Here is a 14176-nt window from a genome sequence, read left to right as displayed (position 1 = left end):
TGGATTCGCTTAGGCTTCGCACCCCCTGCGCAGTGGGGCGAGGCCTTGGTTGGAGCACTCGGCGTGTTCGAGTGATTCAGCGTCGAGCGGGTGTTAGCGCACACGCTCGTCGCCTCGTTTACTGCGCGGGGGTACTACTTCCCCCCCGTTGGAAGCTCAAATTCTTTGAAGCTGACAACCTCTTCACCCAGCCAGTCGTTAACCTGGGCCAGCCTGGCCTGCAACGGCTCCAGCTCGTTGACCGCCCAAACTTCAGCAGCCTCTCGCAACGACCCGAAACCGCCCGCGTTCTGCGGCACGATGCCCATCAATTGGGGTGGAATACGCAAAGCCGCGAGCAGATCGTCGCGGCTGATGTTCTTGATCGAGCTGAACTCGTCCTTGGCAGCAACCTCGCTCACCGGGATCAATTGGATGCCATCTTTCTTCCCGGCCGGCGCGTACACGAAAAGGTTGCGAAAGTTACCCGGCCCTTTCGAGTTCTTCAGCGCTGTGCGCAGGGAGTCGATGTCCTCTTCCTTCTGCGCCGCGTCGGTCATATACAGAATGAATCCGGCATGACTGCCGTTGTTGTAGTACTTGCGACGGAATAGCGTGGCGCTCTCGTTGAGCAGCGCGCTCTGCAGCGCTGCCAGCCACTCCGGCAACCCATAAATCTCTTGATTGATATCGGCCTCGCGTAGGTGGCAAACCGAACCTGGTGCAAACTCGTGCTCATCCTTCCAGCCGCGCACCTGGTAATAGGTTTCCATGTCGACGCCTCGACGCATGTACTTCGCCAACGGCGGCAGCAAGCCCATGGTGTTGCGCAGCATGTTGTTGCGCTTTTCAAGGTAGCAGTTGCCGCACCAGAGCCAGTCCAGGGCGAACTGCTCAAAGGCCTGACGGCTCAACAGCCGGTGTGGAACGAACGTGCGGGCCAGCATGTTGCGCTTGAAGTTGAGGCCGGACTGCAGGTAAACACTGGCGCGGGTCGTCTTGGCTAACCCATCCATGGACATAGGTGTTTCGAACCAACGCCCATTGGCCCAGCACTCCAGGTAGTCGAGGATCTCCCTGCTATCGAGCACGGGCGCCGGATCACCGAAGGTGAATGCCTCGACCGGGCCGGATTCAGCGGGTAGCACGTCCCCCTCAATGGGTTGCTGAACGGTGCTCAGTTGGGTTCCGCGCTTACGTTTGCTCATCAATAGGACTCCATAAATCCGGTATTCGCCGTGGTCTGCCCTTCAAGAGGCTCGTTATGCAGGGCGTGGAAGGTCGCCCACGCCAAGTCGGCATGGCCTGTCTCGTCGGTGCGACCGGCCGTATAAGTGAACTGGCGCCCGGAGGCGGTGACTGTTTTGCGAATAGCCATCAACGACTGCGCCATATCCGTCCAACCGGCATCAAACTCCAGACGGCCGTTCTTGATGACGTCGTACGCCTTCAACACCAGGCGCGTCTTGACCTCAGGCGAATAGCTGAACGTGGTGATATTCGGGAAGAATTGCTTCACCAACTGGGCCACACCAGACCCCATACCGGTGATGTCGATACCGATGTAAGTCACCCAGTAGCGCCTGGTGACCTGGCGAATCGACTCGGCCTGGGCGGCAAAGTCCATCCCCCGGAATTGGTGTCTTTCCAGCACCCGGAACTTGCCGCCGGGAACCGTCGGTGGAGCAATTACCACCAATGCAGCGCTGTCGCCGTTCTCAGCTGGGTCGTAGCCCACCCAAACCTGGCGATCTCCAAACGGACGCGCGGCAAACGGTTTGTAGTCCTCGGCCCATAGATCCCAGCTGTCCACCATGCAAGGCTGCAGCATCGCAAGCGGGAATATGCTGGCACCGTCGTCGATGAACTGGCACATCAGCAGGTTCTGGAAAGCCTCGGCATCGTATTCCTGGCGCAGCTCGTCCAAGTCGAACAGGTCGCAACCACGGTCTTCAGCGTCCAAAATGGTGACGATCTGCCGCCACACCCGGTCTTCACACAGCCGGCCCTGTTGCAGGGCATCGTGGGAAACGTCGATTTTGACCCGTTGCGCCGCCGGTTTGCCTTTGTTGAAACGCTCGCCAGTCCAGAACGTATAGGCTTCGTGGGCCATGCTGGAAGGTGTCGAAAAGTAGGTCCGGCGGTATTGCTTCTGCATCGCCATGCCGCTGGCGACCTTGTTCAGTTCCTTGAACTTGAACGTCCAAAAAAATTCGTCGAAGTAGAAGTTGCCGTGATAGCCCTGGGCCGTCCGAGCGTTGGTGCCCAGGAAGTGCAGCTCGGCGCCATTGCCCAGGATGATTGGATCGCCGGTCAGCTCAACACCCACCACCTCACGGGCAAAAGCCTGGATGTAAGCCTTGAAGATGTGCGCCTGGTTTTTCGAGGCCGACAGGAAAATCTGGTTGCGACCCGTCGTCAGCGCATCGATCAGCGCTTCACGGGCGAAATAGTAAGTCGCGCCGATCTGCCGTGACTTGAGTATCGCGCGGGTTCGCTGATTGCCGGCCTTGTACCAATCCAACTGGTAACCGAAACAGCCATCAATGAACGCTTCGGTCAGTTTTTCGATGTGTTCTTCGTCGAACTCGTTGCGTTTCGGCGCTTTTTTCGGTCCCTCATTGCGCTTAGCCAGGTTCGGGTTCAACTCGGTTTCGGTACCGCCGTCGTTGAAGCGCTGAATACGGGCTTGCCGCTCCAGTTGGCGGTGCAACAGGTCAATTTCCTTGTAGTCGGACCCTGACTTGGGGTCTTTCAGGATCAGCTGCACCAAGCGGGCTTCGGTCGCTGCCTGAATACGCTCCAGCGGTGTCGCCCGGTCCCATTCGTCACGGGCCTTCCAGCTGTGCAGTGTTTTTTCCTTCTCCCCGATCAACTCAGCGATCTCGCACACGCGATAGCCCTGCCAATACAGGTGCTTGGCGTGGCGGCGGTGATCGGTAGGTAATTCGACGATGGCATTCATGGCGCAGATGCTGCCGCCCGCGCGCGAACAGTTCCCCCTCCGCCCCTTGTAGATCAACGATCTACAACAGCGCCTCGTTGCCCGTCGCGCCCGCGCTCAACAACATGCGCTCATCGCCAAGGCAGACTGCCACCGCACTGAGGGATTCACGCATGGCCGGCAAAACCGACAACCCAGCCAAGAAACAACGCTCCAAGTTCTTCCGTGTCGCCGTTGAAGGCGCCACTACCGATGGTCGTCAGATCGAGCGCCAATGGCTGGTCGACGCTGCCGAAACCTACAGCCAGAACACCTACGGTGCGCGGGTTTGGATTGAGCACATGCGCAGCTTGCTGCCGGATAGCCCTTTCCGCGCTTACGGCGATGTCGTCGCGCTGAAGACGGAAGAGGTGGAGATTGCCGGGGCCAAAAAATTGGCCTTGTTCGCGCAAATCGAACCGACCTCCGACCTGATCGCCATGAACAAAGCACGGCAGAAGCTGTACACCAGCATCGAGATTCGGCCGAAATTCGCCGACACCGGCCGCGCCTATTTGGACGGCATTGCCGTTACCGATACCCCGGCCAGCCTGGGCACTGAGATGCTGACGTTCAGCGCCCAACACCCGGACATGAACCCGCTGACCAGTCGCAAACGCGACCCCGGCAACCTCTTTTCTGAGGTCGTCGAGATCGAACTTGAATTCGAAGAAGTTGAGGACGAAAGCGGCAAAGTCGCAGGCCTGTTTAGCCGCGTTCTCGACCTACTCGGCAAGAGCAAGGACAAGGAAGGCAAGGACGCCGCCCTATTCACTGAACTCGGCGAGGCTGTTGAAGCCATGGCCGAGCATGTCGCCGGTCAGGGCGAAGCCTTTACCGCCGAAAAAACCGCCCGCGAAAAGCTGCAGACCGCTCACGAAAAGCTGTCTGCCGACTTCACGGCGTTGGTTCAACAGCTCGAAAAAACCCCGGACACCACCGGCCAGAAACCGCAGTACTCCGTTCGCCCGCCGGCTACGGGCGGTGACGGCGCGCTCGTCACCGACTGCTAATCCAGATCACGGACAACACCCAGCCAAGGAACATCGGAGAACACCATGCGTAACGATACTCGCGTTCTTTTCAACGCTTACCTGCAACAACTCGCCCAATTGCACGGCGTGAGCGACGTCACCACCAAATTCACAGCTGCTCCATCCGTTGCACAGACGTTGGAAACCCGGATGCAGGAGTCGAGCGCGTTTCTCAGCTCGATCAACGTCTATGGCGTGGCTGAGCAATCGGGCGAAAAAATCGGCATCGGTATCGACGGTACTATTGCCGGCACCACCGATACCACCCAGCAAGACCGCGAGCCACGCGATCCTACCGGCCTCGACAACCGTGGGTACACCTGCACCCAAACCAACTTCGATACCGGCCTGCGTTACCAGAAGCTGGACCAATGGGCCAAGTTCAAAGACTTTCAGGCGCGTATCCGTGACGCCATCATCCGGGCCCAGGCGCTCAACCGGATCATGATTGGCTGGAACGGTACCAGCCGTGCGGCGACCTCTAAACCGGACATCAACAAGCTGCTGCAGGACGTTAACGTCGGATGGCTGCAAAAGATGCGCCTGGAGAACCCTGCACGCGTTATGAAAGAAGTGGTCGACGGCAGCGGCAAGATCCAGATCGGCGCGGGCAAGGACTTCGAAAACATCGACGCCCTGGTCGTGAGCATGGTCAACGAGTTCATCGAGCCCTGGTACCAGGAAGATACTGACCTGGTGGTGATCTGCGGTCGCCAGCTGCTGGCCGACAAGTACTTCCCGATCATCAACAAAACCCAAGCGCCGACCGAAATGCTCGCGGCCGATATCGTCACCAGCCAGAAGCGCATCGGCAACCTGCCGGCGGTGCGAGTGCCTCACTTCCCGCCGAACGGCCTGTTGGTTACCCGCCTCGACAACCTGTCGATCTACTGGCAGGAAGGCACCCGCCGCCGCACGGTGGTGGATAACGCCAAACGCGACCGTATCGAAAACTACGAGTCGGTCAACGAAGCCTACGTGATCGAAGACCTTGGCTGCGCAGCCATGGCCGAAAACATCACCCTGAGCTAAGGCGAGCAACCATGACCAATCCTTGCCGTCGTCACTTCCAGCGCGTCACGGCAGCCGTCGCAGCGGCCGCTGTGGCCGGCCCAGCCATGACCATGGAAGGTTCCACTGTTTACGAACTGCACCTGGCGAAACTTCAGCAGGACTACTTGCGCCTGAAACAGGTGCAGTCCACCGAAGGCAAAGCAGAGCTGAAAAAGCAACTGCTGCCCGAATACGTCCCATACGTGGAAGGCGTGCTGGCAGGCGGCAAAGGCGCGCAGGACCAGGTGCTAACCACTTTGATGGTTTGGCGAATGGATGCCGGCGACTTTGCCGGCGCCCTGGACATTGCCGAGTACGTCATCCAGCACGCCTTGCTCATGCCTGACCGCTTCGAACGCACTACCGGCACCATCGTTGCCGAAGAAATTGCCGAAGTCGCCCTGAAGGCGCAGAAGGCCGGTGGCACGTTCGACGTGAAGCTGCTGCTGCGCACTGAGCAAATCGCGGGTGAAGAAGACATGCCCGACCAGGCTAAAGCCAAGCTGCATCTGGCCCTGGGCAAAGCTTTCGCAGAGATGGTTTCGGACGACGACACGTCGGAAAGCAAGGTGGCCGCCCTGTGTCACCTGGAGTCCTCGAAAAAATATCTGTCCCGCGCCATCGAGCTGAACACCAACTGCGGTGGCAAAAAGGATTTGGAGCGCGTCGAGCGTCTCCTAAAAAAATACGCTGCTCCAGCAGCTAACTGAGCGTCCCCACGCACCCCGCCGGCTCGGGGCGGATCGGCCAGGCCGCTCCTCCTGAACGTGAAGCCCCGACCACCGGCGACCTATTTTCGAGTGCAGTCTCATGAGCGCATTTGTAGCCAGCGGCACCGTTGCCAGCGGCCACATCAACACCGACCCGTTCTGGCCGTCGATTGACCTGGATAGCCTGCGCGCCACCCTGCGCATCGACGCCAGCGTCACCCCAGCCCGCTTGGAAACCGCCGTGATCTCTGCCGCTATCAACCTCAACCGCGAGCTGAGTGACTGGCGAGCAGCTCAACAGGCAGCTGGTTACGCCACGTTGGACGCTGTACCAGGTGATCGGATCAAAGACGTATCGGTAAAGGCTCACCTCTACCGCCGCGCGATCGAGGCCGGTACCGGCGCCGAAGTCTGCGAGCGCTTTCGTGACTACAGCGCCACCAACACCGGCAACAACAAGGCCGAAGAGGTCGCACCTACCATCGATGACTACCGCCGCGATCTGCGTTGGGCGGTGCGTGACTTTCTCGAAAAAAGCCGCACCACCGTGGAGCTGATCTGATGGCCGTCGCCGTCCGCGCCAATCAAAACGACACCGTCGACGCCCTGTGCTGGCGGTATTACGGCCGAACCGCGGGCGTTACCGAAGCGGTGCTGCAGGCGAACCCCGGCCTGGCCGATTACGGCCCCGTCCTGCCGCAAGGCCTCGTCATCAACATGCCCGAAGCCCAAACCAGCGCGCCCCAACGGCAGATGGTGAACCTATGGGACTGACCCACTGCTACCAAGGAAACCCACACCATGGCTGATCCGACTTCCAGCGTTGTGTCCGGCCTGCTCATTGGCTTGGGCCTGTCCACCGTTACCCCCGTGATCGACGACGGAGCGCTATTCGGCGCGATCCTCGGCGCATGGCTGGTGACCAGTCTTAAGCGCGACCTCAAGGTCTGGCAGCGCCTGGGCTCCCTGATCCTCTCCGCTGGGGTGGGCTATCTGTTCGCACCTATGGCGTTGAAAGCAATCCCGTTCATCACCAGCGGCGGCAGCGCGTTTATCTGTGCCCTGGTGGTCATCCCGATCAGCATCAAACTGATGGTGTGGGTAGAAAAGGCGGATATCTGGGACATCTGGCGTCGAATCCGAGGGGGTGCCTGATATGCCGAACATCGAACTGGCCGTGCAGTTGGTCACGGCAATCGCGTACCTGCTGAGTGCATTGCGCCTGGCCTGCTACACCCGAGGCGATGCCCGGTACCGGCGCAGCATCTCTCTTCTTGCAAGCCTTTTTGGTGCCGTGCTGTGCATCTGCGGTCTGGAAATCCTGCTGGAGCGCCAGCCCACGAGCCTCGGCCAGGCCTCGTCCATCGTGCTGCTCTGCATCCTGATTTTCCGTTCACGCGGCAACGTCGCCGCCCTGTTGAGGCCCAGTTCATGACCACCACCCTTCGCCACGGCGACCGCTCACAGGCGGTGCTGATTCTGCAAAAAAACCTCAACAGGTACGGTGCCAACCTGGTGCCGGACGGTCACTACGGTGACGCCACCGAGATCGCCGTACGCGCCTACCAGTTGAAAGTTGGCTTGGTAGCCGATGGCGTTGCCGGTACCAAGACCCAATCCAGCCTGGCAGGCGGCGACTGTGCCCAACTGCTGCGCAACCACGACCTGGTAACCGCTGCTGAACGCCTCGGCGTGCCGCTGGCGACTATCTACGCCGTCAACGAAGTGGAATCGAAAGGCAAAGGCTTCCTGGAAAACGGCAAGCCGGTGATCCTGTTCGAACGGCACGTCATGTACCGACAGCTCGCGAAGGTTCGACACACCGGTGATGACCCGGCGCAGATCAAGCGTCACGCCGATGAACTTGCTGCGACGAATCCCGCCCTGGTCAACCCGAAGGCCGGTGGTTACATCGGCGGTACCGCCGAGCACCAACGCCTGGCCATGGCCCGCCAGATCGACGACACGGCCGCACTGGAATCGGCGTCCTGGGGCGCCTTTCAAATCATGGGCTACCACTGGCAACGTCTTGGCTACGCCAGCGTTCAGGACTTTGTGGCGGCAATGAGCGCCGGCGAATCGCAGCAATTCGACGCCTTCACTCGCTTCATCGAGACGGACCCGGTGCTGCACAAGGCTTTAAAGGCCCGCAAATGGGCCGAGTTTGCACGTCTCTACAACGGGCCGGACTATCTGCGCAACCTCTACGACACCAAGCTTCAGCGAGCCTATGAGCGGCACGCCAGCTGCGAGTGCGGGAAAGGGGTGGCGGCATGATCGACTTCGAAGCGGTTCAAAAACTGAGGGTGCAGGACGGTGACCTTTTGGTGGTGCCGGAATCGACCGAACAGGAAGACATGGTGCGGCTGGCCGAGTGCATCCAGCTGATGAACAACGCAAGGGCAGTAATCGTGCGCGGCCCGATTAAACAGCTCGACACCGCTGCCATGAACAAACTCGGCTGGTACCGGGCGTGAGCACCCTGCGCCAGGCTCTGTACGGCATTGCGCTGCTCGGTGCCCTGGCGCTGCTGATCTGGGGCCAGCAACAGCGCATAGACGCCGCCGAGGAAAAAACCGCGCGGGCAAATGACGCCGCCAAAACAGCCCGCGAAGACGCGAACCGTAACCTGGCCACCGTCAACACTCTCACCACCACCCTGCAGCAGGAACGCGAAAGCCAGTCCGCTCTGCGCGCCCAGCAGGACCAGCTGCGCCAGGCTCTGGCCAAGCGCGCGCGAACCATAGAGGAACTGAAACGTGAGAACGACGAACTACGCAACTGGGCTGTTCAGCCTCTGCCTGACGCTGCTCGCCGGCTGCGCGAGCGCCCCGCCCTCACCGGCGCCGCAGCTTACCGTGACTGGCTGTCCGGCCGTGGTGCCGTGCCAACTGCCAGCGACAAGCCCAGCCGCTAACGGTGACCTGCTCACCGACGAAGACCGCGCCGAAGCCGCCTGGGCCGATTGCGCCGCCCAGGTCGACATGGTCTACAAACACCAGCAGGCCCATCCATGAACAAGCATGAGAGCCTGCGCGCTCACCTGTTGGCTACCGTTGCCGAGCTGAAACACAACCCGGACCTGTTGCTGATCTTCATCGACAACGGCAAGGTCCGCTGCACGGCTGCGGCGAGCCTTTCCTTTGAGTACAGCTACGATTTGCAGATCATCTTGACCGCCTTCGCGGGGCATCCTGACAGTGTGATGCTGCCCGTACTGGGGTGGATCAGCATCAACCAACCGGAGCTGCTGGAAAACTACGAAAAAATGCAGAACGGTATTCAGTTCGAAGCCGACATTCTCGACAAAGAAAAAGTGGATCTCGGCCTTACATTGCGCCTAACGGAACGGGTGGTGGTAGGCACGGATGAGCAAGGTAAGACCACTGTTCGCCATGTCGGTGAGCCACAACGAGTGGCGGGTTATCTCGATCCGAATTGGATACCGGGTTCCCAAGGCAACGCCAGCGAATGGATGGTCCCCGATGACAAATAAGCTGGAAGCGCTTGAGACCTGGGCGTCCGGACTGCTGGATCAACTGCAGCCAGCAGCCCGCAATCAACTCGCCCGCTCCATCGCTCAGGACCTGCGGCGTAGCCAGCAGAAGCGTGTGCTGATGCAGCAAAACCCGGATGGTAGCAAGTTCGCACCCCGGAAAAAGCGCGACTTGCGCGGCAAGCAAGGCCGCATCCGGCGCAAAGTTGAGATGTTCAAAAAGCTGCGCACCGCGACCTACATGAAAGCTCGAGGCGATAGCGACGCCGCTATCGTTAGTTTCACAGGGCGCATTGCCCGGATCGCCAGAGTTCACCAACTCGGTTTAAAGGACCGCGCAGAGCGCGACGCGCCCGAAGTACGCTACGAACAACGCGAGTTACTGGGCTTTACGGACGAAGACCTCGATTTGATCCGCGACAGCTTATTGACCCACCTGACACTGTAACCCCCCTTCCTACAAGGCGCCGAAGCTGCGCCCGCACGCGCGTGGCGCCACCATCGGCGCCATGAACGACTTAGCCGCCCTCGCCCGCCTGCTCGAAAACCTCATCCGCTTCGGCGTCATCGCCGCCGTGCAGATGGAGCCCCCGCGCGTGCAGGTAAAAACCGGAACGCTGACCACCGCCTGGCTACCATGGCTCGCGTTGCGCGCCGGGGCCGACCGCGAGTGGGACCCGCCCACCCTGGGCGAGCAGGTGATGCTATTCAGCCCATCCGGCCAGCTCGCCAACGGCATCGCCGTGACTGGCGTATTCAGTGACCACATCCCGGCCAACGGCAACCGCCCTGGCCTGCACCGTCGTACCTACGCCGACGGCACGGTGATCGAATACGACAGCGTGGCCCACCACCTCAACGCCACGCTGGTCGACGGCGGTACAACCAACCTGATCAGCAAGGGTGGCATCAACCTGGTCGGCGACATAACGCACCAGGGCGACTACATCCAAACCGGGAATCAGACCGTCACCGGTCGGGTTGACGTGTCGATTGACGTGGTCGCAGCCGGCGTCAGCCTGGTCAAACACCCGCACACCGGCGTCAAGGCCGGCAGCGAGCAGTCCGGGGTGCCCATCCCATCATGAACCGACATACCGGCGGCGCCATCAGCGAGCGCGAGCTTATCAGCCAGTCGATCACCGACATTCTGACCACACGCATAGGCACGCGTGTAATGCGCCGCGAATACGGCAGCCTGGTGCCCGAGCTGGTCGACCACCCATTCAACGACGTCAACCGCCTGCGGGTTTATGCAGCCACGGTCATGGCCCTTATGCGCTGGGAAACCCGCATCAGCTTGAGCCGCGTGCAGTTCGCAGGCGCGAACATGCAGGGCCAGGCCTCGATCGATCTGGAGGGCACCGTGGTGGATACCAATGAGCCGCTGAGCCTCAGCGTACCGCTGCAGCTAGGGGGCAGTGTATGAACAGTTTTGCTGCCATCGACCTCAGCCAACTGCCGCCGCCGCAGATTGTCGAGCAAATCGACTTCGAACAGATCCTGGCTGAGCGGAAGGCGTACATGATCAGCCTATGGCCGGCCGACGAGCAGGCCCAAATCGCGGCCCGTCTGGAGATCGAGTCGGAGCCACTGACCAAGCTGCTCCAGGAAAACGTATACCGGGAAACCGTGTGGCGTCAGCGGGTCAACGAAGCGTCGCTTGCCAACCTGCTCGCCACCGCGCGCGGCACTGACCTGGAGCAGTTAGCCGCAAACTTCAACGTCAAGCGCCTGGTGATTCAGGAAGGCAAAGCCAACGCTGTGCCGCCGATTCCGAAGCTTATGGAGGGCGACGATAGCCTGCGCGAGCGTGCGCAAATGGCCTGGGAAGGTTTGAGCACCGCCGGCCCGCGCAACAGCTACATCTTTCACGCCAGGGCCGCGGATGGTCGCGTGGCCGATGCCACCGCCGAAAGCCCCTCGCCTGCCGTCGCCGTGGTCACGGTTCAGTCATTGCTGGGCAATGGTACGGCGCCCCCCGACCTGCTTGCCGTCGTCAACGCTTACCTAAGCGACGATGACCGCCGGCCGGTGGCCGACCGTCTCACCGTTCAGGGCGCGCAGATTCTGAATTACCAGGTCAAGGCCAAACTCTACCTGCTATCGAGCGGGCCGGAGTCGGAACCTATCTTGGCTGCTGCCGAACAGCGTCTGCTGGCCTACGTTCATCAGCGCCGTCGCCTGGGCATGGAGGTCTCCGAATCGGCCCTGCACGCCGCTCTGCACGTCGAGGGCGTGCGCAAGGTCGAACTGGAAGGCTGGGTGGACATTGTCGCGACTAAGGCTCAAGCGCCTTTTTGCACCCGCATCACACTGAGCCGAGGCGCCGAGTAATGGGTGCTCAGCAGCTGCTACCCGGAAACGCTACACCGCTGGAGCGCCAGGCGGCGCAGGCACTTGCGCAGATCCAGCGCGTGCCGATCCCCCTGCGACAGCTCTGCAACCCGGACACCTGCCCTGTGGACCTGTTGCCCTATCTGGCGTGGGCTTTCTCGGTTGATCGCTGGGACAGCAAGTGGACCGAGGCTGCGAAACGCGCGGCAATCCGTTCCTCCCATTACGTCCACTCGCGCAAAGGCACCATCGGCGCTTTGCGCCGTGTGGTGGAGCCACTCGGCTACCTGATCGAGGTGCTGGAGTGGTGGCAAACCACGCCGAACGGCGTACCTGGCACATTCGCCATCAAGGTGGGTGTGCTGGAAACCGGCATTACCGAGGAGATGTATCAGGAGCTGACCTGGCTCATTGACGACGCCAGGCCAGTTACGCGCCACCTGACCGGCCTGGCCATCAGCCTCGAAACCACCGGTGGCATCAACATTTTCGCCAGCACTTACGACGGCGATGAGATCGACGTCTATCCGCCGGTTCTTCGCGACATCGTCACCACGGGCGTAATCCGCGCACCGGGGCGCGAGCACACCATCGACACCCTCGACATTTATCCGCCAGTACCAGGGCTCATCAACCTTACGTGCTACATCGGCGCCGCTGGCCGGGAACACTCCATCGACACACTGGACATCTACCCATGATCGATCACAACTCTCAGTTTTTCGCGATTCTCACGGCGGTTGGTGAGGCGAAACAGGCCAATGCGGACGCGCTGGGCATTCCCTGGAAACTCACCGAAATGGGCGTCGGCGATGCGAACGGCACCGACCCAACCCCCGACCGGACCCAGAAAAAGCTGATCAACGAGCGCCGCCGCCGGCCGTTGAACAAGCTGTCGATTGATCCTGCCAACACCAATATCCTCATCGCCGAGCAGGTCATCCCCGCTGATGAGGGGGGCTGGTGGATTCGGGAGATCGGGCTGTACGACGGTGACGGCGACCTGGTTGCCGTGGCGAACTGCGCCCCCAGCTATAAGCCGCTGATGTCGCAGAACTCGGGCCGGACGCAGGTGGTCCGCATGAATTTCATCGTCTCCAGTGCCGCCAATGTGGTGTTGATGATCGACCCGGCCGTTGTGCTCGCCACACGCAAGTTCGTTACAGAGTCCATCGCTGAAGCGCTCAATCAGCAGGATGTGAAACAGTCAGTGCTGGTAGCGACCACCGGCCCTATCGTCCTGGCCGGTGCGCAGACAATTGACGGCGTAGCAGTGCCAGTGGGCTCTCGGGTGTTGGTGAAGGACCAGGCCCAGGGCAAAGACAATGGCTTATACCTCACCACTGCAGAAATCTGGACCCGTACTGCGGATGCCGATATCGGCGCGGAGGTGACACCCGGTTTGTTGGTTCACGTTGAGCGCGGCGCCGCCAATGGCGACACGCTCTGGCAGCTGGTCACTGACGCGCCGATTGTGTTGGGCACCACGCCTCTCTCGTTTCAATGGGCAGGTGGGCAGAACGCCCCGACCCCGCCGGTTAATGACCGATCGAAGCGGGTGGCGAACACCGAGACAGTGCGCAACCAGATCGAGAGTCCACTCCAGCAGTTCCCGGTGCACGTATTCCGCAAGAACCGGTTGATCAACGGTGCCTTCCAGATTTGGCAGCGGGGCAAGTCAGGCGTTGTTGGCAAAGCCAATGGCGACCCCGAAAGCACGTTCGGCCCGGACCGCTGGATGATTTACAGCCCAAAAAACGCCACCTGCAATTGGAGCCAGCTGCCACTCGAGCAGGATGCCAATATCAACGAGGCAAAGTTTGCCTTGAGACTTTCGCGCCAGGGTGAAGGCCAGGGCTGGAACCTCAGTCAGCGTATCGAGAACGTCGAAACACTGGCCGGCGGGAAGGTCACCGTCTCGTTTTATATGAAAACCAGCGTTCCACATACGTGTGCGGTGATTCTTCGCCAGAACTTCGGGGTGAACTCAACCGAGCCGAACGTCGATGTGGGCACCTCAGTGGAGTTGACGACGGTATACAAAAAATACGTCGTGACCCTCGACCTGGGCGGCGTGGTGAACAAGAACAAGGGCGTTGCGAACGACTTCCTGGAAGTTATCTTTGCCAGCTGGGGCACGGGTGCCCACTACACGGACATTACCAACGTTCAGATCGAGTCCGGCAGCGTGGCGACTCCATACGATTACAGGACGCACCAGGAGGAGTACCGCGCATGCCTGCGCTACTTCGAAAAGTCTTTCCTGCAGGATCACCCCCTGAAATCGAACAACGGTCCGTCGACCTGTATTGCCACCTTCACGCAGTCCGCAGCAGCACAGGCCTCGCAGTCAGCCTTGCGTATGGACTTCCGGGAAGTAAAACGCGTCGTTCCTACGCTGAAATTGTTTTCACCTGGTGAGAGCTCGTCGGAGATCTGGGCGCAGTCCTCCGTCAAACCCTGCACATCCACGAATATCCAGAGCTTATGGGCAACAGGCTTTTCGCTTTCATGCGTGCCGCCGGCTGGGTCCATTCCTGGCTATACCCTACAAATCGAGTGGACCGCCGACGCGGAACTTTGA

Annotated in this window: 19 protein-coding genes and 1 pseudogene; 18 read left to right on the top strand and 2 right to left on the bottom strand. The window is 60.6% G+C overall.

What is annotated here, in order from left to right:
• Positions 1 to 134: 134 nt before the first annotated feature.
• A complete protein-coding gene (locus C4J89_RS07765) occupies positions 135 to 1187 on the bottom strand; it encodes a phage portal protein (protein ID WP_124414153.1) in 1053 nt (350 codons plus the stop codon).
• Positions 1187 to 2944, bottom strand: a complete 1758-nt coding sequence (locus C4J89_RS07760) for a terminase ATPase subunit family protein (RefSeq protein WP_124414152.1) — start codon at positions 2942 to 2944, stop codon at positions 1187 to 1189. The genes C4J89_RS07765 and C4J89_RS07760 overlap by 1 nt, the downstream gene beginning before the upstream one ends.
• Positions 2945 to 3096: 152 nt before the next feature.
• On the opposite strand from C4J89_RS07760, the gene C4J89_RS07755 reads away from it, so the two are divergent.
• From C4J89_RS07755 to C4J89_RS07675, 18 genes and pseudogenes are all read left to right on the top strand, one after another.
• Complete coding sequence (locus C4J89_RS07755) at positions 3097 to 3975, top strand: GPO family capsid scaffolding protein (protein WP_080520522.1); 879 nt, start codon at positions 3097 to 3099, stop codon at positions 3973 to 3975.
• 45 nt (positions 3976 to 4020) lie between these two features.
• Positions 4021 to 5028, top strand: a complete 1008-nt coding sequence (locus C4J89_RS07750) for a phage major capsid protein, P2 family (protein ID WP_124414151.1) — start codon at positions 4021 to 4023, stop codon at positions 5026 to 5028.
• Positions 5029 to 5039: 11 nt separating this feature from the next.
• The gene (gpM, locus tag C4J89_RS07745) at positions 5040 to 5759 is read left to right on the top strand and encodes a phage terminase small subunit (RefSeq protein WP_124414150.1); all 720 of its coding nucleotides are present in this window, start codon (positions 5040 to 5042) and stop codon (positions 5757 to 5759) included.
• A 100-nt stretch (positions 5760 to 5859) separates the two neighbouring features.
• Positions 5860 to 6321: a head completion/stabilization protein gene (locus C4J89_RS07740; RefSeq protein WP_124414149.1), complete on the top strand. Its 462-nt coding sequence runs from the start codon at positions 5860 to 5862 to the stop codon at positions 6319 to 6321.
• Complete coding sequence (locus C4J89_RS07735; protein WP_065932283.1) at positions 6321 to 6533, top strand: tail protein X; 213 nt, start codon at positions 6321 to 6323, stop codon at positions 6531 to 6533. The genes C4J89_RS07740 and C4J89_RS07735 overlap by 1 nt, the downstream gene beginning before the upstream one ends.
• 27 nt (positions 6534 to 6560) lie before the next feature.
• Positions 6561 to 6914, top strand: a complete 354-nt coding sequence (locus C4J89_RS07730) for a putative holin (RefSeq protein ID WP_124414148.1) — start codon at positions 6561 to 6563, stop codon at positions 6912 to 6914.
• Position 6915: 1 nt separating this feature from the next.
• A complete protein-coding gene (locus tag C4J89_RS07725; RefSeq protein ID WP_124414147.1) occupies positions 6916 to 7194 on the top strand; it encodes a phage holin family protein in 279 nt (92 codons plus the stop codon).
• Positions 7191 to 8036, top strand: coding sequence for an N-acetylmuramidase family protein (locus C4J89_RS07720; protein WP_124414146.1), 846 nt, complete (start codon positions 7191 to 7193; stop codon positions 8034 to 8036). Before C4J89_RS07725 ends, C4J89_RS07720 begins: the two co-directional genes overlap by 4 nt.
• Entirely contained in the window at positions 8033 to 8236 is a 204-nt protein-coding gene (locus C4J89_RS07715; protein ID WP_057704552.1) for a hypothetical protein, read from the top strand. Before C4J89_RS07720 ends, C4J89_RS07715 begins: the two co-directional genes overlap by 4 nt.
• Positions 8233 to 8676, top strand: coding sequence for an Rz-like lysis system protein LysB (gene lysB, locus C4J89_RS27115; protein WP_124414145.1), 444 nt, complete (start codon positions 8233 to 8235; stop codon positions 8674 to 8676). The genes C4J89_RS07715 and lysB overlap by 4 nt, the downstream gene beginning before the upstream one ends.
• A pseudogene (lysC, locus tag C4J89_RS27015) lies at positions 8591 to 8776 on the top strand (Rz1-like lysis system protein LysC); the annotation flags it as partial. The gene lysB and the pseudogene lysC, both read left to right, overlap by 86 nt.
• Positions 8773 to 9255: a phage tail protein gene (locus C4J89_RS07705; protein WP_124414144.1), complete on the top strand. Its 483-nt coding sequence runs from the start codon at positions 8773 to 8775 to the stop codon at positions 9253 to 9255. The pseudogene lysC and the gene C4J89_RS07705, both read left to right, overlap by 4 nt.
• Positions 9245 to 9703: a phage virion morphogenesis protein gene (locus tag C4J89_RS07700; protein ID WP_124414143.1), complete on the top strand. Its 459-nt coding sequence runs from the start codon at positions 9245 to 9247 to the stop codon at positions 9701 to 9703. The genes C4J89_RS07705 and C4J89_RS07700 overlap by 11 nt, the downstream gene beginning before the upstream one ends.
• Positions 9704 to 9764: 61 nt before the next feature.
• Entirely contained in the window at positions 9765 to 10343 is a 579-nt protein-coding gene (locus C4J89_RS07695) for a phage baseplate assembly protein V (RefSeq protein ID WP_124414142.1), read from the top strand.
• A complete protein-coding gene (locus C4J89_RS07690; RefSeq protein ID WP_124414141.1) occupies positions 10340 to 10684 on the top strand; it encodes a GPW/gp25 family protein in 345 nt (114 codons plus the stop codon). The genes C4J89_RS07695 and C4J89_RS07690 overlap by 4 nt, the downstream gene beginning before the upstream one ends.
• Positions 10681 to 11592, top strand: coding sequence for a baseplate assembly protein (locus C4J89_RS07685; RefSeq protein WP_124414140.1), 912 nt, complete (start codon positions 10681 to 10683; stop codon positions 11590 to 11592). Before C4J89_RS07690 ends, C4J89_RS07685 begins: the two co-directional genes overlap by 4 nt.
• Positions 11592 to 12293: a phage tail protein I gene (locus tag C4J89_RS07680; protein ID WP_124414139.1), complete on the top strand. Its 702-nt coding sequence runs from the start codon at positions 11592 to 11594 to the stop codon at positions 12291 to 12293. The genes C4J89_RS07685 and C4J89_RS07680 overlap by 1 nt, the downstream gene beginning before the upstream one ends.
• Positions 12290 to 14176, top strand: a complete 1887-nt coding sequence (locus tag C4J89_RS07675; RefSeq protein ID WP_124414138.1) for a phage tail protein — start codon at positions 12290 to 12292, stop codon at positions 14174 to 14176. The genes C4J89_RS07680 and C4J89_RS07675 overlap by 4 nt, the downstream gene beginning before the upstream one ends.

It is taken from the genome of Pseudomonas sp. R4-35-07, from assembly GCF_003852235.1.
Lineage (GTDB): Bacteria > Pseudomonadota > Gammaproteobacteria > Pseudomonadales > Pseudomonadaceae > Aquipseudomonas.
Note: the sequence above shows the minus strand (reverse complement) of the source record. Positions and strands in the feature narration are given on the sequence as shown.